The organism is Allobosea spartocytisi (genome assembly GCF_014764685.1).
GTDB lineage: Bacteria > Pseudomonadota > Alphaproteobacteria > Rhizobiales > Beijerinckiaceae > Allobosea > Allobosea spartocytisi.
The window spans coordinates 164397-184650 of sequence record NZ_JACXWY010000003.1 but is presented as its reverse complement, the minus strand read 5'-3'; the positions used below and the strand labels follow the sequence as shown (position 1 = coordinate 184650).

Sequence of the window (20254 nt, the reverse complement as noted above, 5' to 3'; positions counted from 1 at the left end):
CTGCCTTCAGGAGAGGTCGACGTCGATGCGCTGCTCCGTCTCGTCCGGATTGCGGCGCCTGTAGGCGGTGACCTCGAACTCGACCTTGAGCTCGGGCTGGCCGAGCGGCGTGCAGGTCGTGGTGTTGGCGGGGTCGATGCCTCTGAACTTGCGGCCGACGACCGCGTTGACCGCCTCCATGTCGGCGATATCAGGCACGAAGACCTTGACCGCGACGACATCCTTCAACGATGCGCCGACGGCGGCGAGCGCGCCCTCGATATTGCGGAAGGCCTGCTCGGCCTGGCCCCCGGCGTCGGAGGCGATGGCACGGGTCTTGTAGTTCCGTCCGGCGGTGTTCGAGACGAAGATCATGTCGCCCGCCACCACCACCCGCGAATAGCTGTTCAGCGTCTCGTATTTGCTGCCGGATTTGACTTTGATGATCTCGCTCATGGCAGTCTCCGGAGGCGCGGCCTGCGTTGCCGGGCGTCCCGACCGGCAGCATCCCTTGCGGGAATTGGTGTATACCATTCGAGTTGTTTTGGGCTGTCAAGGATGGGGATGCCCGGCGAGAGCGATGCCATGGAGGTGGCTGGCGTGGAACGATCTTCCTGACAATAGGTCGCCCGCGCAAAAAAGATACCGGGATACGCTGCTTGCGGGAGTGATCCAGGCTGTTCGCGCCCTGCGTGTCTTATGCCTTGTCGCGTCTTTCGGCGCCGGGTCGAGTCACATTGACAAGCTGGTATATACCAAATCATTCTGCGCTTTCGGCTGATCAAGCCGCCAGAACAGAGAGGGGTATGCGATGGTCTCGATCTCTCGCCGCAATCTGCTCGCCGCCGGTGCCGCCTTGCCTCTTCTGGGATTGCGAGCCCATGCCCAGGCTGCCGGCAAGGTGCTGCGCTTCGGCCTGTCGAGCTTTCCGCCCAGCCTGCAGCCCTGGCTCCATACCGGCACGGCGGCGCTCACGGTCAAGCTGCTGATCTTCCGCGGCCTGACCGGCTTCGACGAGAAGGGCGAGGTGCGGCCCGAGCTGGCGGAAAGCTGGGAGCGCGAGGGCGAGACCGGCTGGGTCTTCAAGCTGCGCCAGGCGAGCTTCCAGAATGGCAAGCCGGTCACCTCCGAGGATGTGAAATGGACGCTGGAGCAGATCGCGGCGCCCAATTCGACGGCCTTCATGAAGGCCGAGTTCGGCGGCGTCGAGCGCATCGAGACGCCCGATGCCCGCACCGTCCGCATCGTCATGAAGCAGCCGACCGTGACGCTGCCGATCTGGCTCGCCAGCCCCCATGTGCCGATCATCGCCAAGGATTCGATCGAGGGGCGCGCGGGTCTCGGCGTCGGCGCGGGGCCCTTCATGATCAAGGCACAGGAGCGTGGCGCTTCGATCGAGGTCGTGAAGTTCGACAAATACTACAAGCCCGGCCAGCCGAAGCTCGATGGCATCAAGCTCGTCGCCTATGCCGACGAGAACCTGCGGGTCGCTGCGTTGCAGGCCGGCGATATCGACCTCATCGAATATGTGCCCTGGCAGTCCATGGGGACGATCGAGAAGGATTCGCGCCTGCGGCTCATAGCCGTCGACGGTCCTTTCATGGGGCTGAACTTCAACGGCGGCGCTGGCCCGTTCAAGGATGTGCGGCTGCGCCAGGCGGTCGCCCATGCCATCCGCCGCGAGGATATCGTCCAGGCCGCCTTTTTCGGCCGGGGCAGCAAGCTCGAGGGCATTCCGATCCCGTCGAGCAGCCCCTATTTCGACAAGGCGCGCTCGGAGTACTGGAACTACGACCCGGCCAAGGCGAAGAAGCTGATGGCCGAGGCCGGGGTGCCGAACGGCTTTTCCTGTACGCTGCTTTCGACGGCGCAATATGGCATGCACAAATCGACCGCCGAGGTCGTGCAGGCCAATCTCGCCGAGATCGGCATTCAGGCAAGCCTCAATCTGCCCGACTGGGCGGCGCGCGTCGATCTGGCGGGCAAGGGCCGCTACGATTTCATGGTGCAGGGCACGACGGCGGACAACAACGACCCCGACGGCCTTGCCCCGCTGATCGACGGCGACCTGCCGGCCAACATGGCGCGGAGCTGGCAGATCCCGACCCCCGAGATCCACGCTCTCTTCGCCAAGGGACGCGCCGAGTTCGATCCCGCCAAGCGCAAGGCGGTCTATGCCGAGCTGGAGAAGTCCGCCCTGGAACAGGCGCCGCTCGTCGGCCTCGCCTGGCGCTCGCAGGGCTATGCGATGGTGAAGGGCCTCAGCGGCTTCAAATGCTATCCCGGCGGAACGAATTTCTTCTCCGCCTATTCGCTCGACGAGGCCGCGCTGGCGTGAAGCGCTGCGGCGCACCGCATTTAAATGGAAACACGCCGTCATTCCGGGCTTGACCCGGAATCCATCGTAGCGCGCTTCGTTCTACGATGGATTCCGGATCGGCGCCGCTGACGCGGCTTGTCCGGAATGACGCCGCGTCCCCAGCGCCCTTCGCTCACCCCACCCGGGTCGTCCGTTCCAGCCGCGCGAATCGTTCGAGCCGGAAAGGCTTCGGATCGATCATCGGGGTGCGGCCGCTGACCAGGTCGGCGGTGAGCCGGCCCGCGCCGGGGCCGATGCCGAAGCCATGGCCCGAAAAGCCGCTGGCGATGAAGAAGCCGGGTAGCCGCGGCACCTCGCCGATCACCGGCACGCCATCGGGCGTCGCGTCGATCAGCCCGCCCCAGCTCTCCTTCACCTTCAGGCCGGCGAAGGTGGGGAAAGCGGCGGTCAGGTTGCGTTGCGCCTCCTGCAGAATGGCTTCGGAGGGTTTGGGATCGAGGATGCGCATGCGCTCGAAGGGCGTTTCTGCGTCGAGCGACCAGCGCCGCGGCGTGCGGGCTTCGTCGAGGAAACGATGGCCGAGGCTGAGCCGCAATTCATGGCGCTGCTTGACCAGCGAGGGCAGGAAATCGAAGAGCAGCCGGAAGCTGTCCGGCACGATCTCGGCCACGCTCGCGCCGCGATGGGCGATGGTGTAGCCGCCGTCTTGCCGTTTGCGGAAGGCGAAATCGGAGGCGCCGACGGCGTGGACGGGGGGACCGTCCAGAGGCTCGGTCCGGAACACCGAACCCAGGATCTTGAGAGCGGGCAGGTCGATGCCGAGATTGCCGAGGAAGAGCCGCGACCAGGCACCGCCGGCCAGTACGACGCGCTGGCAGGCGATCGGGCCGCGCTCGGTGACGACCCCACTGACGCGGCCCGCCGCCGTCTCGATGCCGCGCACCGCGCAGCGCGTCAGCACGGTCCCGCCATGGCGGCGCAGCGCCCGGGCCATGGCCGGAACGGCCTTCTGCGGCTCGGCCCGCGCATCGCTCGGGGTGAACAGCGCTCCGGCGAAGGCGCGCTTGCCGCCCGGCAGCACGGCGTCGATCTCGCGCGTGCTGAGCAGGCGTGAGTCGAGCTGATAGGATTTGGCGTGGTCGAGCCAGGCTTCGTGCTCGGCAAGCTTGGCGGGCGTGTCGGCGACATAGACGATGCCGGAGCGGGTGAAGCCGGTATCGCCCCCGACCAGCCGGTCCATCTCCGACCAGAGCCGCATGCTTTCAAGGCCGAGCGGGATCTCGCCGGGGTCGCGCCCCATGATGCGCACCCAGCCCCAGTTGCGGCCGGATTGCTCGTGGCCGACCTCGCCCTTCTCGCAGACGGTGACCGAGATGCCCTCGCGCGCCAGGAAGAGCGCGGTGGTGATGCCGATGATGCCGCCGCCGATGACGACGACGTCGCTGGCGGCGGGGAGGGACGGGTCCGGCTCTATGGTCTCGATGGTGATGCCCATCACGAAGGCTCCGGCGGCAGGAAGGAGGAGGCGCCTTGACCGGCCGTCCGCGGCGGCGTCGGCCGGACCGGGGCTGCGATCACGTCTGCGCGGGTAGCGCCGCGCTGCGGAAGACGACGTGGTGGGGGTGGTTGATGGACCGCATATATTCGATCGGCCGGCCGTCGCCGTCGCGCGCCACGATCCGCAGCACGAGCGTCGGCGAGCCCGGCGCCAGCGCGAGAAGCTGGGCTTCGCGCTCGGTCGCCGTCCCGACGCTGATCTCGCGATCCCGGATGCTGATCTCGATGTCGTAACGCTGCCGCAGTAATTCGTAGAGCGATTGGCCGCCGAGCAGATCCTCGGCCGAGAGGCCCGGGACGCGTTGCGCCGGCAGATAGCTCGTCTCGATGCAGAAGGCCTCGTCGTTCACGCTGCGCAGGCGGCGCGCCATGATGAGCTCGCTGCCCGGCGGCACCTCAAGACGCCGGGCGACGCTCTCGCTCGCGCCTTCCTCGCCGAAATGCAGCAATTTGCTGCCGGGCTCGCCGCCGGCATTGCGGATGATGCGGGTGATGCCCAGCGAGGCCGGCGCATCGATCGGCCGCGACACCTGGACCAGCGGGATGCGCGTGCCGCTGGTGCCGTTGCGCTCCAGCACGTTGCGCTCGACCAGCCGGTCGATCGCCTTGCGCACCGTCATGCGGTTGATGCCGAGCGTGTCGGCGAGCGTCCGTTCCGAGGGAATCCGGTCGCCGGGCCCGTAATCCGGCCCGCCGATGAGGTCGAGGATATAGTCCTGGGCCTCGACATAGATCGGTTTCACCCGCTTCAGCGGCTTGGACATGCCCTGCATCTCTATGCGTTGCGTCTCTCTCGGCGACCGTGGGCCCCGTCGACGGCGGCCGAGGCCGCTTCCTTCGTGTTTAAGGCGAAAAACCTGCGGATGGCTACTGTCCGAAGGGCGCGTGCACCGAAACTGGAATAGGCTTGACAGTCATTGGTATATGGAATTGGTGTATACCAATTCCATCGCCCTTTGAAAGCCCGTCCGGAGCCTTCCATGTCCATCGCCTTCGACCGCGGCGCAATCCTGTCCGGGCTGGAGCCGACGCGCGCGGCGCTGCCGGCGGCTTTCGCGCTCGGACAGGAGCTCGCTCCGCAGATCGACCGCGTCTACATGGTCGCCTGCGGCTCGGCGAACCGGGCGATGCTCGGCATCCAGTATTGGCTCGAGCGCTCTTCGCCGGGCATCGAGGTCAGGCGCTATTTTCCGGCCGAGTTCATGGCGATCGACCCGCCGCGGCTCGGCGACCGGACGCTGGTGCTGCTCGCTTCGAAATCCGGAACGACGCCGGAAACCGTGGCGGCGGCGCATTTCCTGAAGGATAGGCCCTGCCAGGTCGTCGCCTTCAGCCAGTATGGCGACAAGCCGCTGGCGCAGGCGGTGCCGCGGCATTTCCTCGTCGGCGATACCAGCGAATCCTTCGCCGCCATGTTCATGCTGATGCAGGCGCTGATCGGCGGGCTGATGACCGCCAAGGAAGGCTGGCCGCTCGGCGCCAAGCTCATCGCCTCGCTTGACGCGCTTCCGACGGCGATGTGCGACGCGGCCGAGCAGAACGAGGCCCGCGCCGCGGCCGATGCCGCGACCTATGCGGAAGACGACCGCATCTACCACGTCGCCTCGGGGCCGGGCTTCACCACGGCCTATGTCTTCGGCGTCTGCATTCTCATGGAGATGCTCTGGCTGCACAGCTATCCGATCGAGGCGGCCGAGTTCTTCCACGGTCCCTTCGAGATCGTCGACAAGCAGACGCCGATGATCCTGATCACGGGGGAAGACCCGAGCCGGCCGTTGATGGAGCGGGTCGTGAAGTTCTGCGACACCTATGCCGGGCGCGTGATGAACTACGATTCCCGCAATTTTGCGATGAAGGGCATCGACCCGGAGATCCGCCCGATCGTCGCGCCCTATATCCTGCAGGCGGCGCTCAAGCGCTTCTCGGCGCATCTCTCGGTGCTCCGCAACCAGCCGCTCACCACCCGCCGCTACATGTGGAAGGTGGCGTACTGATCCGGGAAGGGACGGCGATGGCCTGGAGGCTGCTGGGGCTCGGCGACAACACGGTCGACACCTATGTCGATCGCGGCCTTCAATTCCCCGGCGGCAATGCCGTCAACGTTGCCGTGCAGGCGAAGCGGCTCGGTGCCGAGACGGGCTATCTCGGCTGTATCGGCTCGGACGAAGCGGGCATGCTTCTCTGCGATGCCCTGAGGCAGGAAGGCGTCGATACGTCACGCTGCCGGATCAGGCTCGGCCGGAACGCCCGCGCCTTCATCGGCCATGATGGGCAGGATCGGCGCTTCCTGCGCTCCGAGCGCGGCGTGCGCGGCGAATGGGGCGCGTTCGATACCGAGGATCTGTCTTATATAGCCGGCTACGATCTCGTTCACTCCAGCATTTACAGCGAGCTCGGCGAGGCGCTGCCCCCTATGCGTGGCGCGCCACGGCGGCTGTCCTACGATTTCTCGGAACGCTGGACGGCCGAAAATCTCGCCGCGACGCTGCCGGCCGTCGATATCGCCTTCCTGTCGCATCCATCCGCCTCGGATGCCGAGTGCCGCACACTGCTGGAGCGTTGCATCGGCTGGGGTGCAGGGATGGTCGTCGCGACGCGTGGCGCAAGAGGTGCCCTAGCGCTCGCTGGCGGGCGCTTCCATGAGCAGCCGGCCCGTCCTGCATCCGTGGTGGATACGCTCGGCGCCGGTGACGGTTTCATTGCCGCTTTTCTGCTGGCCATATTGGATGGTTCCGGCACGGCAGCCGCGCTGGCAGCGGGCGCGGATCACGCAGCGCAGGTCTGCGGCTATCAGGGCGGCTTCGGTCACGGTGTGGCGTGGACGCAGGTCGATGCGGCCGTGTTGTAGGGGAGGAAGACAGAGATGGCGTGGCGGATCGGGATCGATTCCGGGGGCACATTCACCGATGTCTGCCTGTTCGACGACGCGACCGGCATGGTCGCGGTCTGGAAGGTGCCTTCCACGCCTGACGATCCCTCCCGCGCCATCGCGCGCGGCACGCAGGAAGGCGTCGAGCGCGTCGGCGCCAGCCCCGCCGACATCGCCTATTTCGGCCATGGCACCACGGTCGGCACCAACGCCCTGATCCAGCATCGCGGCGTGAAGACGGGCCTCGTCACCACCGAAGGCTTCCGCGACCTGATCGAGATCGGCCGGCAGAAGCGGCCGGACCTCTACGATCTCCAGGCCGACAAGGCCCCGCCGCTCGTCACCCGCGACCTGCGCTTCGGCGTCCCCGAGCGTGTCCGCCATGACGGCACGGTCGAGACGCCGCTCGACGAGGACGCCGTGCGGCACGCGGCGCGGGCGCTGAAGGCGGAGGGCGTCAAGGCTGTCGCGATCGGCTTCCTCTACGGCTTCGTCCGGCAGGAGCATGAGGAAGCGGCCAAGCGCATCGTCACCGAGGAATTCCCCGAGGCCTTCATCTGCGCCTCGCACGAGGTCGCGCCGGAATTCCGCGAGTACGAGCGCATCTCGACTGCGGTGGTGAACGCCTATCTCGGCCCGGTCATGCAGGGCTATATCCGCCGCCTCGCCGACCGTTTGAAGGAACTCGGCCTCAAGGCGGTGCCGCATCTGACGCAGTCCAATGGTGGCGTCATCGGCTTCGACATGGCGGCGCGCCTGCCGGTGCGCACGGTGCTCTCCGGCCCCTCGACCGGCGTCGTCGCGGCGCAGGCGATCGGCGCCATGATCGGCATACCCAACCTCATCACCTTCGACATGGGCGGCACCTCCTCGGACGTCGCCCTGCTCAGCAACGGCGAGGCCAAGCTCGCATCGGAGGCCAACGTCCACGGCTACCCGATCAAGGCGCCGATGCTTGATATTCATACGGTCGGTGCCGGCGGCGGTTCGCTCGCCGCGATCGATTCCGGCGGACTGCTCAAGGTCGGTCCACGCTCGGCCGGCGCCGATCCCGGTCCCGTCTGCTACGGGCGCGGCGCCACGGAGCCCGCCGTCACCGACGCCAATGTCGTGCTCCAGACCCTGAACCCGACGCATCTGCTCGGCGGACGCATGCCGATCGACCAGAGCCTGTCGAAACAGGCGATCGGCCGGCTCGCCGACGAACTCGGTCTTGATCTGATGGCGACGGCGCAGGGCATCATCTCGGTCGTCACCGCCAACATGGCCAAGGCGATCCGGGTCATCAGCGTCCAGCGCGGGCATGACCCGCGCGACTACGCGCTGGTCGCCTTCGGCGGGGCCGGGCCACTGCATGCCGCGAGGCTCGCGCGCGAACTCGACATGAAGCGCATCGTCGTCCCGCGCAATCCCGGCATCGGCTGCGCGCTCGGCCTGCTGCTCACCGACCTGCGTGCCAATTTCGCGACGACGCGTCTGGCAACGCTCTCCGAGGCGCTGGTCCCGGATATGGCGGAGATATTCGTCGCCTTGCAGGAGCAGGCGGATCACTGGTTCGCGGAGGAGGGCGTCGTCTCGGCAGACCGTCGGCTGAAGCGCACTGCCGATCTGCGCTATCACGGCCAGAACTACGAGCTCGCCATCGACGTGCCGGACGGGCCGATCACGCCCGCGACCATCGCCGCACTGGCCGAAGGCTTCGCCGCCGCCCATAAGCGCCTCTACGGCTTCGTCGCGGAAGGCGAGGCGGTCCAGCTCGTGACCTATCGCGTCGAGGCGGTCGGCCTCGTGCCCAAGGCCGCCTTCCGGCCGGAGCCCGATGCCGGCCCGGACGCCTCCCACGCCATCCTCGGCAGCCGCGAGGTCTGGTTCCCCGAGGCCGGCGGCTTCGTCGCCTGCCCGATCTACGATCGCGACAAGCTCAGATCCGGCAATCGCTTCACCGGCCCGGCCATCGTCGAGCAGATGGATTCGACCACCGTGCTGCTGCCGGGCATGACCGCCACCGTCGAGCCCTATCTCAACCTGATCCTGGAGATGCCGTGATGACCGCGACCGCATCCGTCAGCGTCGACCCGATCACCGTCGAGGTCATCGGCTCCTCCTTCGCCTCGATCGCCGAGGAGATGGGCGAGGCCCTGGTCAAGGCGAGCTATTCCACCAACATCAAGGAGCGCCGCGACTGCTCGACCGCGCTCTTCGATGTCGAGGGCCAGACGCTCTGCCAGGCCGAGCATATCCCGATGCATCTCGGCTCCTTCATTGGCATCATCCCGCATATCCTGAAGCGCCATTCCGTGGCGGATATGAAGCCCGGCGACGTCTTCATCGGCAACGACGCCTATGAGGGCGGCGGCACGCACCTTCCCGATATCGTGCTGGCCGAGCCGGTCTTCCACGAGGGCGTGATGATCGCCTGGGCGGTCAACACCGCGCACCATTCCGATTTTGCCGATCGCGGCCACGCCCACATCTATCAGGAGGGCCTGCGCATCCCGCCGATCCGCCTCTATGACGGCGGCGTGCTGATGAAGGACGTGCAGGAGCTGATCCTGCTCAACTGCCAGGTGCCGCGCGAGCGCCTCTCGGACCTGCGCGCCCAGATGGCGGCGAACCGGCTCGGTGTCGAACGCCTGCGCGCGCTCTGCGACAAGTATGGCCGCGATACCGTGCTCGCCGCCGGCAAGGCCTTGCAGGATTATGCCGAGCGCAAGATGCGCGCCGGCATCGCCTCGATTCCCGACGGGGTCTATCGCTTCTCGGATTCCTTCGACAATCCCGAGATCGACGAGCCGCTGACCTTCTCGGTCGCGATCACCGTCAAGGGCGAGGAGATGACGCTCGCCTTCGACTCGCCGCCGCAGATGCGGGCGGGCTTCAACATGGTCTACACCGCGCTGCTCTCGACCGTGTATTACGCGGTCAAGACCGTGGCCGACCCGACCATCCCGCCCAATGCCGGCCTGGCGCGGCCGCTGACCGTCACCGCGACCGAAGGCACGGTGCTGAACTGCGTGCATCCCGCCGCCGTCAACGGCCGCATCGCCGCCTGCCAGCGGGTGGTCGACCTGATCCATGGCGCGCTCGCGCAAGCGGTGCCGGACCGGGTGATCGCCGCCTGTTCGGGCGCGGTCGCCTCGGCGACCTTTGCCGGCGAGCAGCCTGGCAGCGGAGAGCTCTGGGTCTATCTGGAGACGATCGGCGGCGGTTCCGGCGCCCGTACCAACAAGGACGGGCTCCATGGCGTCCATGTCCACATGACCAACACCTCGAACCTGCCGGTCGAGGCATTGGAGCTCGAATACCCGCTGACCCTGCTGCGCTACGAACTCGTCGACGGCTCCGGCGGGGATGGCCGCCAGCGCGGCGGTATGGGGCTCCGCCGCGTCTACCGGGCGGAAGCGCCGTGCCGGCTGAACGTCGACAATTCGCGCCTGACCTCGCGACCCTGGGGACTGGCGGGCGGCGGCGAGGGGCAGGGCGGCTCCTTCGTCTTCAGCGAGGGCGTCGTGCCTTTCGTCAAGGGCGACGGCGCGCTGGAAAAGGGCCAGATCGTCGAGATCATCACGCCCGGCGCCGGCGGCTATGGTCCGCCCGCGGAGCGCAGCGCCGAGGCGCGGGCGCGCGACCGGGCGGAGCAGCGCCAGTGATCTAGCGCGCCGCTTGGAGCTCAGCCCGCCTTCGCGGCGGCGAGCTTCTGGGCGAGATGGGCGACGAGGCGGCTTGCGACCTCTTCCTTGGGCAGGGTCGGCCAGGTCTCGACGCCATCGACTGTCACGAGATGCACGGTATTGGCGTCGCCGCCCATCACGCCGGTACCGCCCACATCGTTGGCGACGATCAGGTCGCAGCCCTTCTTGGCGAGCTTGACCCTGGCGTAGTCGATGACGTGCTGCGTCTCGGCCGCGAAGCCGACGACGAAGCCCGGCCGCCCGTTCGGGCGATGCGCGACGGTGGCGAGGATGTCGGGGTTCTCGACCAGCGAGAGCGGCGGCAGGGCTCCGCCGTCCTTCTTCATCTTCTCCGATGCGGCGTCGGCCACGCGCCAATCCGCGACGGCAGCGGCGAAGATCGCAAGATCGGCCGGCAGCGCCGCCTCGACGGCCGCCAGCATCTGCCGGGCGGATTCGACATGGATGGTCTCGACCCCGGCTGGATCGGGCAGCGTGACCGGCCCGCTGACCAGCGTCACGCGGGCCCCGGCGGCGGCCGCCGCCGCCGCGATGGCGTGGCCCTGCTTCCCGGAGGAGCGGTTGGCGATGTAGCGCACCGGGTCGATCGGCTCATGCGTCGGCCCCGAGGTGATCAGGACATGCTTGCCGGCGAGCGAGCCGGCGGCCGGAGCATGGTCGCCGCCGGGCAGCCGGCCGAGGAAGCCGATGGCGCGGGTCGAGGGCTTCTCTCCGGCGAGCGCGAGCTCGATCGCGGCCAGGATTTCCGGAGGCTCGGCCATGCGGCCCGGCCCGCTCTCGCCGCGCTCGGCCATGGCGCCGCTATTGGGCCCGACGACGAGGATGCCATCCTTTTCGAGCTGGGCCATGTTCCGCCGCGTCGCCGGGTGCTGCCACATGCGCGGATTCATCGCGGGTGCGATCAGCACGCGTTTGTCGGTGGCGAGCAGCGCGGTCGAGGCGAGGTCGTCGGCATGGCCATTCGCCATCTTGGCGATGAGATCGGCGGTCGCCGGCGCCACCACCACGAGATCGGTCGAGCGCGAGAGCTGGATATGGCCGATATCGGCCTCGTCGGTCAGCGAGAACAGATCGGTGAAGCAGCGCTCGCCCGCCAGCGACGACACCGCGAGCGGCGTGACGAACTGCTCGCCCGCCTTGGTCAGGATGCAGCGCGAGGCGATGCCGCGATCCTTCAGCCGGCGGATCACTTCGAGCACCTTGTAGGCGGCGATGCCGCCGCCGATGATCAGGAGAACGGAGCGGGATGCGGACAAGGCGGCTCCTCGGGCAGCGCGGGCGTCGGGCTGCTTCCTAGCATCCGCGACGCCGGCCTGTCATGCGCCGGCAAGGCTGGCCCGTGCCGCTCATGGGCGCGGCAGGTCCGGCACCTTGTAGGCGGTCGTCGCCTTGATCCGTTCCATGGCGAAGCGCGAGGTGACGTTCTTGAGCGGGATCGTCTCGATCAGCTTCTTGTAGAAGGTGTCATAGGCGGCCATGTCGGCGACGACGACGCGCAGCATGTAGTCGACATCCCCCGCCATCCGGTAGAATTCCATCACCTCCGGCATGGCGGCGGCCGTCTGCGCGAACTTGTCGAGCCAGGGGCCGGAATGGTCGGCCGTCTCGATCTGCACGAAGACGGTGAGCCCGAGCCCGATCTTCTCCGGCGAAACCAGCGCGACGCGCTTCAGGATGACACCCGCCTGTTCGAGCTTCTGGATGCGCTTCCAGCATGGGGTCTGCGAGAGCCCGACCCGATCCGCCAGATCGGCGATCGAGATGTTGGCGTCGTTCTGCAGCACGGTCAGGATCTTGCGGTCGATGGCATCCATTCTCTGAAATCCGTCATAGGAGAAAATTCGTTCCGTTGATCGCGATCATAAGAGAATAAGTTTCTTTTTGATGTCGATCACTTGCATCCAGATAGAAAATCCTTTTCTCCATCTGTCAATGGGTGCTGTTTTGGCGCCGTCTTGCGAGAGGATTTGAACGATGGATCGCCGCCAGTTTCTCATCGCGGGTGCGACCCTGGCAGCGGCGGCCCCGTTCGCCGGCGCGGCTCGTGCCCAGGCCGTCACGGCACGGGTCGGTTACATTCCGGTCGTCGGCACCGCGCCCTTCTTCGTCGCCAATGGCGAGGGCTGGTTGAAGCAGGGCGGCCTCGAAAGCGCGGTCACCGTCTTCGAATCCGGCCCGAACATGATCCAGGCGCTGGCCTCGGGTACGCTCGACATCTACGTCGCCGGCGTGGCCCCGCTGGCCGTCGCTCGCTCGCGCGGCATCGATGTCCGCGTCGTCGCCTCGACCGCCATCGGCGAGAATGTCGTCGTCGCCGCGCCGTCGCTGTCGAAGTTCTTCACGGCCGGCACCGCCGCCGCGGCCGCCTTCAAGGCGTTCAAGGCGGCGAATGGGAAGCCGGCCCGCCTCGCCACCCAGCCGGCCGGCTCGGTGCCCAACACCACGCTGCAATACTGGCTCTGGGAGGTCGCAAAGGTCGACAAGGCCGATGTCGAGATCGTGCCGATGGGCATCGACGCGACCCAGCAGGCGATCCTGGCCGGCGCGGTCGACGGTGGCAGCGTGCGCGAACCGGCGCTGACCATCCTCCAGAGCCGCAACAGCGCGATCAAGCTCGTCGCCGGCGGCGAGGAGGTCTTCCCGGGCCAGCCGGGCACGGTCGTCGCCGTCTCCGGCGCCTTCGCCACCAAGAACCCCGACGCCGTCCAGAACCTCGTCTCAAGCCTCGTCAAGGCGGCGGCGCTAATCAAGGCCGACCCGGCCAAAGCCGCGCCGCATGTCGGCGCCGCGCTCGGCAAGGGCATCGTCGATCCCGAGTTGATCCGGAAGGCGCTGGGCTCGCCGGCAAGCGTCTTCGAGATCGATCCGCGCAAGATCATCGAGCCCGCGCGCGCCATGCAGGCCTATCAGGTCAAGCTCGGCTCGCTCGACAAGGAATTGCCGTTCGACGGATTGTTCGAGACCCAGTATTACGAGCGCGCGATCAAGGCGGGCGGCTGACCACTGTGAAGAGACTTCGGGCTCCGGCCCTTGCCCTTCTGGGCCTGATCGCCTTCCTGCTGATCTGGGAGGCGGTGCCCTATTTCGGCTGGGTGAACCCCGCCTTCCTGCCGCCGCCGAGCGCGCTGCCCAAGGCCTTCATGCGCGAGGTGTCCTCGGGCGCCTGGCTCGCGGCGATCCTCGGCTCGCTCTGGCATTATTTCGTCGGCCTCTTCGTCGGCGCCGGCCTGGGCATCGCGCTCGGCGTGCTCGTCGGCATGTCCCGTATCGCCGAGGAGGCGACGGCCTGGGTCGTGCGCGTGCTGCGGCCCGTGCCCGGCCTCGCCTGGGTGCCCTTCGCCATCATCTGGTTCGGCGTCACACCGGGCGCTGCGGTCTTCATCATCGCCATCGGCGTGTTCTGGATCAGCTTCTTCGCGGCGCAGGGCGCGATCCGCGGCGTCGACCGCGATCTCGTCGAGGTGGCCGACGCCTTCGGCTTCCGCTCGCCCTGGCAGCGCCTGTTCAAGATCCTGTTGCCGGCGGCGATGCCGGGCATCCTCGTCGGTTTTCGCACGGCGCTCGGCCAGGCCTGGATGGCGGTGGTCGCGGCCGAGATCTTCGGCGTCGCTGGCGTCGGCCAGCGCATGATGCAGGCCTCGAGCCTGCTCGCGACCGACATCGTCGTGGTTTACATGCTGACGATGGCGGCGCTCTACGGGCTGCTCGACACGGCCTTCGTCGCCTTCCAGAGATGGGTGCTGCGTTGGAAAGCGTGATCGAGAAGAGCGTGATCGAGATCAAGAGCCTGTCGCTGACCTTCACCCGCGACGGCGAACAGACCGAAGTGCTGCGCAAGCTCGACCTTAAGGTCGGGCGCGGCGAGTTCCTCGCCATTGTCGGCCCTTCCGGCGTCGGCAAGTCGACCCTGCTGCGCGTCATCGCCGGTCTTGCGAAGCCGAGCGGCGGCGAGGTCGTCATCCACGCGAAGGACAATGCGCGTCGCCCTGTCGCTCTGGTCTTCCAGGATTCGCGGCTCCTGCCCTGGCGCAAGGTGGTCTCGAATGTCGGCTTCGGCCTGGAAGGCCGGACCTCGCGCGGCGAACGCCTGAAGAAGGCGCAGGAGATGCTCGATCTCGTCGGGTTGGGCGGGCTCGCGCAACGCTGGCCGCATCAGCTCTCCGGCGGCCAGCGCCAGCGCGTCTCGCTGGCGCGTGCGCTCGCGGTCGAGCCCGAGATCCTGCTGATGGACGAGCCCTTCTCGGCGCTCGACGCCCTGACGCGCGAGAACCTGCAGGACGAATTGGTCCGCGTCTGGCAGCGCACCGGCAAGACCGTGCTCTTCGTCACCCACGACATCGACGAGGCGGCCTATCTCGCCGACCGTGTCGTGATCCTCTCGGGCGCGCCCGGCCAGATTATCGCCGAGCATCGCATCGATGCCGCTCGTCCGCGCAGGCGCGGCGCGGCGGCGGAGGCCGAGATCGTCCGCGCCGTCCGGCAAGGGCTCGGCGCCGACATCGTGACGGACGGCGCGGCGATCTAGGTCTTCGCGACGAACGCCTTGAACGCCTCGCCATAATCCTTGTGCCAGCGCGAGAGCGGCGGGCGGTTCTCGATGATATCGCCCATCGCCCAGGCCATGCGCTTCTCATCGAGGGCGCGCGTCGTCTCGTCATCCGGGCAGAGGATGTAGAAGTCCCCGGCCTTCAGCCGCTCCAGCATGAAATCGACGGTCTGCTCCGGTGTCCAGGCACCCTCCGGCTTCTCGACGCGCCCGCGCGCCGTCAGCGGCGTGAAGACGAAGCCGGGGATCAGCAGATGGGCGCTGACCTTGCAGCCTTCGGTGTTGCGGAGTTCATGCGCCAGCGCCTCGGTGAAGACCTTCACGCCCGCCTTCGAGACATTGTAGGCCGGATTGCCCGGCGGCGTGGTGATGCCCTGCTTCGAGCCGGTGTTGACGATCAGCGCCGGCGCGCCATGGGCGACCATGCCCGGCCCGAAGATCTGCGTGCCGTTGACGATGCCGCCGAGATTGACCGCGAGGGTGCGCTCCCACGTCTCAGCCGGGCCGAAAATGCCGCTGCCTTGCTGTATCCCGGCATTGTTCATCAGCACATGCACGCGCCCGAAGCGAGCGAGCACCTTCTCCTGCAGCGCCGCGACCTCCTCGCGATGCGAGACATCGGTCGCGACCGCCAGCACGTTGTGCTCGCCGACCAGCGTGGCGAGCACCTGCCCGGCGGCCTTCAGCCCTTCCTCGTCGCTGTCGGCGATGGCGACCCTCATGCCGAGGCCGGCGAAGGCGCGGGCGGCGGCGAAGCCGATGCCGGAGGCGCCGCCGGTGATGACGGCCGTATTGGCGGCGATGAGGGCGGGGTGGATCGTCATGGTCTCGGATCTCGCGATTTCAGCGGAGGCGGGAGATAAGGAGCGGTGCGCGGCGACATCATGGCGCGCTGCGGGCGGCGGCGCGATGGCGCAGGATCGCCTGAGATGCTGCCTCACCGCCTTGTCATTGGCATGAACGGGTCGTTTGAGGCATCTGGGACCGATGATATCAGACAGAAGTGGGATGATGGCGCCGTATTCCGAAAGACCTGACAGGGCGCGCGGCGTTTCGGCCCGGCGGCTTCTGACCGGCGCCCTGCTGGTCCTGGGGCTGGCGTTGCCGGGCGCGGCGCTTGCGGCCGAATCGGCGCCGGTCACCTCCCAGCGTGTCACCGCGACCTTGCTGTCGAGCCGCGACACGGTCGCGCCCGGCGAGCGCTTCCATGTGGCGCTGACCCAGAAGCTTGCCCCGCACTGGCATACCTATTGGCTGAACCCCGGCGATTCCGGCGAGCCGACGCAGATTCAGTGGGATCTGCCGGCCGGCGCGAAGGCCGGAGACATCGCCTGGCCGGCGCCGCGTGCCATCCGCGTCGAGCCGCTGGTGAATTTCGGCTTCGAGGGCGAGGTCCTGCTGCCGGTCGAGATCACCGTGCCGGCCGATGCCAGGCCCGGCGAGACCTTTTCGCTCAAGGCGAACGCGACCTGGCTGGTCTGCGAAAAGATCTGCATTCCCGAGGAAGGCAGCTTCACGCTCGACCTGGCCGTCGGCGCGGCAAGCGCAGTCGATGAGGCGGCGCAGCAGCGCATCGATGCCGCGCTCGCCGCCCTGCCGAAGCCGGCCGGCTTCCGTGGCAGGCTGAGTGCCGATGGCGACAACCTCGCCTTGGCACTGCCCGGTCTTCCGGCCGGCGCGAGCGATCTGCGCTTCTTTCCGATCTCCGACACGCTGATCGAGCACGCCGCCGACCAGCCCATGAAAGCCGGCGATGTGCCGGGCCTGACGCTGACCCGCTCCAGTGCCTTCAAGCTGGAGCAGCCTGATATCTCCGGCGTCCTGACCTTCAGGCAGGATGGCGTGCCGCGTGCGCTGACGCTGGTGGCCGATGCCGATCCGGCACTGGTCTCCAAAGCGGCCGAGACCGGTTCCAACGCGCCCCGCCCGGCGGTCGTGCGAATTCCCGTCCCGGCGGAAGGCGCCGACCTCACGCTGCTCGCCGCATTGGCCTTCGCCTTCGCCGGCGGGCTCATCCTCAACCTGATGCCCTGCGTGCTGCCGGTGTTGTTCATCAAGGCGCTCGGCTTCGCCCAGACGGCGCATCGCAGCCGCACTGAGACGCGTGAGCAGGGCCTGATCTTCCTCTGCGGCGTGCTGCTGACCTTCCTGGTGCTGGCCGGAGCCGTCATTGCGCTGAGTGCGCTCGGCGGTAGCGTCGGCTGGGGTTTCCAGCTCCAGTCGCCGCTGCTCGTCATCGCGCTGGCGGTGGTGATGGTGCTGATCGGGCTCAATCTGATCGGCGCCTTCGAGATCGGCGGCTCGGTGGTCGGCCTCGGTGACGGGCTCGCCAGCCGGGGCGGGCGCCTCGGCGCCTTCATGACCGGCGTGCTCGCCGTCGTCGTCGCCACGCCCTGCACGGCGCCCTTCATGGGCGCGGCGATGGGCTATGCGGTGACGCAACCGCCAGCGCTCGCGCTCTCGGTCTTCATGGCGCTGGCCCTCGGCTTCGCTCTGCCGGTGGTGGCGCTCTCCTTCGCGCCGGGCCTGCTTCGGCTTTTGCCCAAGCCCGGGCGCTGGATGCTGGTGCTGAAGCAGGCCTTCGCCTTCCCGATGTTCGCGACCGCAATCTGGCTGATCTGGGTCGCCTCGGTCCAGACCGGCCCGCAGGGCGTTCTGGCGGCGCTGGTTGCGGTGCTGGCGGCGGGTTTCGTCGTCTGGCTCGTCGGCGTCACCCGCGGCTCCCTGCCGCGCCGCGCCTTCGGGACTGTGCTGGCCGTGCTGGTCGCGCTCGGCGCCGGCTGGTTCACGGTCGAGAACGCCGTGCCGGGCACCAATGCGGAGGCGCGGGCTGGGGATATCCAGGCCTGGAGCCCTGAGCGCGTCGCCACCCTGCAGGGGCAGGGCAAGCCGGTCTTCGTCAACTTCACCGCCGCCTGGTGCATCACCTGCCTCGCCAATGAGCGCGTTGCGCTCTCGCGTCAGGAGGTGAAGGACGCTTTCGCCAGGCTCGGCGTCGTCTATCTCAAGGCCGACTGGACCAATCGCGATAGCCGCATCGCCAAGGCGCTGGCCGAGCAAGGCCGGGCCGGTGTGCCGCTCTATCTGTTCTACCCCGCTCGCAAGGAGGCGCAGGCCGAGATCCTGCCGCAGCTTCTCACCGTGGATGGATTGATCACTGCGGCCGAGCGAGCGGCCGGCAGCAATGCCAAGACGGCGGCAGCAGCGCCGTAGGAGTTCGACTTCAACCAAGGGAGACAGACATGCAAAGCCTGACCAGACAGACTTTCATCGCCGGCCTCACCCTCGCGGGCCTTGCCTTCCCGGCCGTCGCCTTCGCGCAAGGCGCGGCCAAGATCGGCGCGCCCGCCCCCGCCTTCCAGGCGGTCGATGTCGAGGGCAAGACCCGCAATCTCCAGGAATTCGCCGGCAAGACCGTGATCCTCGAATGGACCAATCACGACTGCCCCTATGTCCGCAAGCACTACAACAGCGCCACCATGCAAACGTTGCAGAAGGACATGGCCAAGGAGGGCATCGTCTGGCTCTCGGTGATCTCCTCGCCGCCCGGCGAGCAGGGCTATGTCGAGGCGGCGAAGGCGAAGGAGCTGACCGTCCAGCGTGACGCCGCCCCCGCCGGCATCCTGCTCGACCCGAAGAGCCAGGTGGCGCGCGCTTATGGCGCCCAGACCACGCCGCACATGTACATCATCGATCCCAAAGGCACGCTCGCCTATATGGGTGCGATCGACGACAAGCCGTCCTCGAACCCCGCGAGCCTCAATGGCGCGAAGAGCTATGTCCGGCAGGCGGTCGCCGAGCTGAAGACCGGCAAGCCGGTCTCCGAGGCCAGCACTAAGGCTTATGGCTGCGCGGTGAAATACGCGCCGGCGAGCTGAGCTCTGTCAGCGCTCAAATGCAAAAGGCCGGGCATTTGCCCGGCCTTTTTGTCGGTACGGCAGCGCGCTACTGCGAACGCGGGCCGAGATCGCGCGGCGCGGCGTTGATCGTGACGATCTGGCCGTTGCGCAGTTCGAGCACCGCAAGCCCCCGCTCGACCTGTCCGTCCGGCCGGAAGCGGAAGACGCCGTCGGCTCCCGCGAAGCCCGAGGCATTGGTCAGCACCGCCTCGGAGAAGCGCTGCGAGCCTTGCGTGCGCGCCAGTGCCGCCGCCAGCGAAACCGCGTCGTAGGAGAGGGTCGCGGTGCGGGTCGGGCTGCTGTTGAAGCGTTGCTGGTAGCGGCCGGCGAAGGCGTTGAAGCCGGCCGTGTCGGGCGAGGCGAACCAGCCGCCCTGGATCGCCTGCACCTGCGCGATGCCGCTGTCGTTCCAGACGCCGGTGCCGAGCGGCTTGACCTTGCGCGGGTCGAAGCCGGCCTGCTGCAACGCCTGCCCGAGCGCCGGCATCATGTCGGCCGCCGCCGGAACGAAGAGCGCATCCGCCTGCTGCAGCGAGGGCATCAGGCGCTGGACGGCGGTGCGCATCGTGGCCGGGTCGGAGCCGAAATGCTCGATCGCCGCGACGCGGGCGCCGCGTGCCGCCACCGCCTGCTGGAAGGCGGCCTCGACGACCTTGCCATAGGCGGTGTCGGGCAGCAGCGCGGCGAAGGATTTGCGGCCCTGCTGCGCGGCATAGGCGATGACGCGGTTGACGTCGTTCTCGGGCGGGAAGGAGAGCAGATAGACGCCGCGCGAGGCCACGTTGGAATCGCTGGAGAAGGCGATGACCGGCCGGTTGGCCGCCCGCGCCACCTGTCCCGCCGCCTGCACGGTTGGGGCGAAGAGCGGCCCGATGATGAGTTCGGCGCCTTCCGAGATCGCTTCCTGCGCCGCGGCGCGCGCGCCTTCCGGCGTGCCGCGGTCGTCCTTGACCAGCAGCGTCAGGTCCGCGTTGGGGAATTCGGCCAGGGCCATCTCGGCGGCGTTCTTGAGTGAATTGCCGACCACGCCGCCCTGGCCTTCGGCGCCGAGCGGCAGAATGAGGCCGACCTTGACCTTGCCGGTGCCGATGGTCTGGCCGCTTGGCGCGGCCGGTTCCGTCGAGGCGGGGCCGTCGAAGCCCGGCAGGCCGGCGGGGCCACCGCTGCAGCTCGCGAGCAGCAAGGACAGGGAGACGGCCAGCGCGCCCGCCTTGAACCGCAGAACCGGTACGAAGTGCCGATGGTGCAACACGGGCGATCTCCAGTCGTGACCGGGCCGGCAAAGCCTTGCCCGGTGATACAGTCCCCCCGCGGGACTCTCGTGCCAGTGCCACATGCTATTTTCAAGTTGTTAACTATGGGTTGCATCGGGCCCGTCGCACGCACGCCATG

At 67.9% G+C, this 20254-nt stretch carries 17 protein-coding genes; 10 read left to right on the top strand and 7 right to left on the bottom strand.

Going from position 1 to position 20254, the window contains the following annotated elements:
- Window positions 1–6 precede the first annotated feature (6 nt).
- Window positions 7–435 carry a RidA family protein gene (locus IED13_RS06235; RefSeq protein WP_191123699.1) on the bottom strand — a complete coding sequence of 143 codons (429 nt, stop codon included), beginning with the start codon at window positions 433–435 and terminating at the stop codon, window positions 7–9.
- A 355-nt stretch (window positions 436–790) separates the two neighbouring features.
- On the opposite strand from IED13_RS06235, the gene IED13_RS06230 reads away from it, so the two are divergent.
- Window positions 791–2317 (top strand): ABC transporter substrate-binding protein, encoded by a 1527-nt coding sequence (locus tag IED13_RS06230; RefSeq protein ID WP_191123698.1) that lies wholly within the window; start codon window positions 791–793, stop codon window positions 2315–2317.
- A 154-nt stretch (window positions 2318–2471) separates the two neighbouring features.
- Here the strand turns inward: IED13_RS06230 and IED13_RS06225 are convergent, their stop codons facing one another.
- Together IED13_RS06225 and IED13_RS06220 are read right to left on the bottom strand one after the other, a co-directional pair.
- Window positions 2472–3797, bottom strand: coding sequence for an NAD(P)/FAD-dependent oxidoreductase (locus IED13_RS06225; protein ID WP_404801883.1), 1326 nt, complete (start codon window positions 3795–3797; stop codon window positions 2472–2474).
- A gap of 76 nt (window positions 3798–3873) precedes the next feature.
- Entirely contained in the window at window positions 3874–4620 is a 747-nt protein-coding gene (locus tag IED13_RS06220) for a GntR family transcriptional regulator (protein ID WP_162737860.1), read from the bottom strand.
- 216 nt (window positions 4621–4836) lie between these two features.
- Between IED13_RS06220 and IED13_RS06215 the strand changes: the two genes are divergently transcribed.
- Genes IED13_RS06215 through IED13_RS06200 form a run of 4 tightly spaced genes read left to right on the top strand, consistent with a single transcriptional unit; the run spans window position 4837 to window position 10375 of the window.
- A complete protein-coding gene (locus IED13_RS06215; RefSeq protein WP_191123696.1) occupies window positions 4837–5850 on the top strand; it encodes an SIS domain-containing protein in 1014 nt (337 codons plus the stop codon).
- Between the two features lie 17 nt (window positions 5851–5867).
- Window positions 5868–6704: a PfkB family carbohydrate kinase gene (locus IED13_RS06210; RefSeq protein ID WP_191123695.1), complete on the top strand. Its 837-nt coding sequence runs from the start codon at window positions 5868–5870 to the stop codon at window positions 6702–6704.
- 15 nt (window positions 6705–6719) lie between these two features.
- Complete coding sequence (locus IED13_RS06205) at window positions 6720–8771, top strand: hydantoinase/oxoprolinase family protein (RefSeq protein ID WP_191123694.1); 2052 nt, start codon at window positions 6720–6722, stop codon at window positions 8769–8771.
- On the top strand, window positions 8771–10375 hold the full coding sequence (locus IED13_RS06200; RefSeq protein ID WP_191123693.1) for a hydantoinase B/oxoprolinase family protein: 1605 nt from the start codon (window positions 8771–8773) through the stop codon (window positions 10373–10375). Before IED13_RS06205 ends, IED13_RS06200 begins: the two co-directional genes overlap by 1 nt.
- A gap of 20 nt (window positions 10376–10395) precedes the next feature.
- Here the strand turns inward: IED13_RS06200 and IED13_RS06195 are convergent, their stop codons facing one another.
- Window positions 10396–11673, bottom strand: coding sequence for a phosphopantothenoylcysteine decarboxylase domain-containing protein (locus IED13_RS06195; RefSeq protein ID WP_191123692.1), 1278 nt, complete (start codon window positions 11671–11673; stop codon window positions 10396–10398).
- 90 nt (window positions 11674–11763) lie between these two features.
- The gene (locus tag IED13_RS06190; RefSeq protein ID WP_051988217.1) at window positions 11764–12231 is read right to left on the bottom strand and encodes an Lrp/AsnC family transcriptional regulator; all 468 of its coding nucleotides are present in this window, start codon (window positions 12229–12231) and stop codon (window positions 11764–11766) included.
- A gap of 160 nt (window positions 12232–12391) precedes the next feature.
- Between IED13_RS06190 and IED13_RS06185 the strand changes: the two genes are divergently transcribed.
- The 3 genes from IED13_RS06185 to IED13_RS06175 are packed head-to-tail and all read left to right on the top strand — an operon-like array spanning window position 12392 to window position 14942.
- Complete coding sequence (locus tag IED13_RS06185; RefSeq protein ID WP_038364717.1) at window positions 12392–13417, top strand: ABC transporter substrate-binding protein; 1026 nt, start codon at window positions 12392–12394, stop codon at window positions 13415–13417.
- A gap of 5 nt (window positions 13418–13422) precedes the next feature.
- Window positions 13423–14175: an ABC transporter permease gene (locus IED13_RS06180; RefSeq protein WP_038364715.1), complete on the top strand. Its 753-nt coding sequence runs from the start codon at window positions 13423–13425 to the stop codon at window positions 14173–14175.
- Window positions 14175–14942, top strand: a complete 768-nt coding sequence (locus IED13_RS06175) for an ABC transporter ATP-binding protein (protein ID WP_260368387.1) — start codon at window positions 14175–14177, stop codon at window positions 14940–14942. Before IED13_RS06180 ends, IED13_RS06175 begins: the two co-directional genes overlap by 1 nt.
- On the opposite strand, the gene IED13_RS06170 is transcribed toward IED13_RS06175, so the two are convergent.
- Window positions 14939–15787: an SDR family NAD(P)-dependent oxidoreductase gene (locus tag IED13_RS06170; RefSeq protein WP_191123690.1), complete on the bottom strand. Its 849-nt coding sequence runs from the start codon at window positions 15785–15787 to the stop codon at window positions 14939–14941. The genes IED13_RS06175 and IED13_RS06170 overlap by 4 nt on opposite strands.
- Before the next feature lie 187 nt (window positions 15788–15974).
- On the opposite strand from IED13_RS06170, the gene IED13_RS06165 reads away from it, so the two are divergent.
- Entirely contained in the window at window positions 15975–18176 is a 2202-nt protein-coding gene (locus tag IED13_RS06165) for a protein-disulfide reductase DsbD family protein (RefSeq protein WP_191123689.1), read from the top strand.
- 29 nt (window positions 18177–18205) lie between these two features.
- Window positions 18206–18841, top strand: a complete 636-nt coding sequence (locus tag IED13_RS06160) for a redoxin domain-containing protein (RefSeq protein WP_191123688.1) — start codon at window positions 18206–18208, stop codon at window positions 18839–18841.
- A 67-nt stretch (window positions 18842–18908) separates the two neighbouring features.
- Here the strand turns inward: IED13_RS06160 and IED13_RS06155 are convergent, their stop codons facing one another.
- Window positions 18909–20114: a penicillin-binding protein activator gene (locus tag IED13_RS06155; protein ID WP_260368376.1), complete on the bottom strand. Its 1206-nt coding sequence runs from the start codon at window positions 20112–20114 to the stop codon at window positions 18909–18911.
- Window positions 20115–20254: the final 140 nt, after the last annotated feature.

Bases quoted from the DNA above. Each gene is read 5' to 3' on its own strand.
- IED13_RS06165 (WP_191123689.1), top strand. From the start codon at position 15,975: ATGGCGCCGTATTCCGAAAGACCTGACAGGGCGCGCGGCGTTTCGGCC.
- IED13_RS06170 (WP_191123690.1), bottom strand. From the start codon at position 15,787: ATGACGATCCACCCCGCCCTCATCGCCGCCAATACGGCCGTCATCACC.
- IED13_RS06215 (WP_191123696.1), top strand. From the start codon at position 4,837: ATGTCCATCGCCTTCGACCGCGGCGCAATCCTGTCCGGGCTGGAGCCG.
- IED13_RS06185 (WP_038364717.1), top strand. From the start codon at position 12,392: ATGGATCGCCGCCAGTTTCTCATCGCGGGTGCGACCCTGGCAGCGGCG.
- IED13_RS06220 (WP_162737860.1), bottom strand. From the start codon at position 4,620: ATGTCCAAGCCGCTGAAGCGGGTGAAACCGATCTATGTCGAGGCCCAG.
- IED13_RS06230 (WP_191123698.1), top strand. From the start codon at position 791: ATGGTCTCGATCTCTCGCCGCAATCTGCTCGCCGCCGGTGCCGCCTTG.
- IED13_RS06200 (WP_191123693.1), top strand. From the start codon at position 8,771: ATGACCGCGACCGCATCCGTCAGCGTCGACCCGATCACCGTCGAGGTC.
- IED13_RS06190 (WP_051988217.1), bottom strand. From the start codon at position 12,231: ATGGATGCCATCGACCGCAAGATCCTGACCGTGCTGCAGAACGACGCC.
- IED13_RS06210 (WP_191123695.1), top strand. From the start codon at position 5,868: ATGGCCTGGAGGCTGCTGGGGCTCGGCGACAACACGGTCGACACCTAT.
- IED13_RS06205 (WP_191123694.1), top strand. From the start codon at position 6,720: ATGGCGTGGCGGATCGGGATCGATTCCGGGGGCACATTCACCGATGTC.
- IED13_RS06235 (WP_191123699.1), bottom strand. From the start codon at position 435: ATGAGCGAGATCATCAAAGTCAAATCCGGCAGCAAATACGAGACGCTG.
- IED13_RS06160 (WP_191123688.1), top strand. From the start codon at position 18,206: ATGCAAAGCCTGACCAGACAGACTTTCATCGCCGGCCTCACCCTCGCG.